The 1,312-nt window shown below is 40.7% G+C and carries 1 protein-coding gene; it reads left to right on the top strand.

Annotation, left to right across the window (positions count from 1 at the left end; translation table 11 throughout):
- Window positions 1-40 precede the first annotated feature (40 nt).
- Window positions 41-1,278, top strand: a protein-coding gene (locus tag AB4493_RS22090; RefSeq protein WP_136979693.1) for an IS3 family transposase whose coding sequence is annotated in 2 segments (ribosomal slippage) — window positions 41-413 and window positions 413-1,278 — 1,239 coding nt in all. Because the reading frame shifts where the segments join, the coding sequence is not laid out codon by codon here.
- The last annotated feature ends 34 nt before the right edge of the window (window positions 1,279-1,312 follow it).

The following is a 1,312-nucleotide window of genomic DNA, read 5'->3' as shown; positions in this document are numbered from 1 at the left end:
TGTCCCGTCCTGAAATGTGTTTACACATTGAGGACGAATTATGGCTACTTCAAATAATACCTACGTTAAGCGCACTCAGCGTGATTACACACTAGGCTTTAAATTACAGGTCGTCGCCGCTGTAGAAAGAGGCGATATGACATATAAACAAGCCCAAACCATTTATGGTATCCAAGGCCGTTCAACTGTTTTAACTTGGCTTCGAAAGCACGGTAAGATGAATTGGGCGCAAACTCCAAGGATGAATACCATGCACCAATCAACTAAGCCTAAAGAGTCACCAGCACAGAAAATAAAGCGTCTTGAGAAAGAGCTGGAAGACGAAAAAATCAAGAATCTCTTTTTAAATAGAGTGGTTGATATTCTTGATGCTGAACACGGAACTAGCCTCAGAAAAAAGTATCTCACCAAGGAGCAAGAAGCCTTCAAGAACAAGAAGGAATAAGTTTAGTTCGAGTATGTAAGCTATGCGGGATAACGAGACAAAGCGTTTATCAACGAGAAAAGCGAGCTGTTCTTCGCCAGTTGGAACTTAAACCCATCAAACAAATGGTGTTGGATATTAGACGTTATATGCCTCGGGTTGGCACTAGAAAGCTCTACTTTTTACTTAAGCCAAAGTTGCAAGAACAAGGTATCAAGTTAGGTCGGGATGCTCTTTTCAACTACTTACGTGATGAACGGTTATTGGTAAGACCTAAACGTAGTTTTACGAAAACGACAAACAGTAAGCATTGGATGAAAAAACATCCGAACTTATTAAAGAACTACAAACCATGCACTCCAGAGGGTGTGTTAGTAAGTGATATTACCTATATCCAATCAGATGAAGGCATTCACTATCTCTCATTGGTAACTGATGCGTTTAGTCGGAAAATTATGGGCTACGAGCTGAGCAACGAAATGAAGGCGACGGATGTTGTGAAAGCGCTAGATATGGCTATTAAGGGGCGTCAATATCATCGTTCGTGTATCCATCACTCTGATCGTGGTCTCCAGTATTGCTCCGGTGTTTATCAAGATAAGTTGAAAAGTAGCGGCATAAGCCCCTCGATGACAGACGGTTATGACTGCTATCAAAATGCATTAGCAGAGAGAGTAAATGGAATACTGAAACAAGAGTTCTTACTTAATAAGTGTAAAAACCTCGGAGAGCTTAAACAACTAGTAAAAGAGTCTATAAGTACCTATAACAATATGAGGCCGCACCTTAGTCTCAGGATGAAAACTCCAAATGAGGTGCATGAAAAAAGCCAACAGCTGATGCTGTTGGCTTAGTAGAAATACTGTCAACGTATTTTAGGACGAGACA

Source organism: Vibrio sp. 10N.222.55.A1, assembly GCF_041473835.1.
Taxonomy (GTDB): Bacteria; Pseudomonadota; Gammaproteobacteria; order Enterobacterales; family Vibrionaceae; genus Vibrio; species Vibrio crassostreae_C.
Note: the sequence above shows the minus strand (reverse complement) of the source record. Positions and strands in the feature narration are given on the sequence as shown.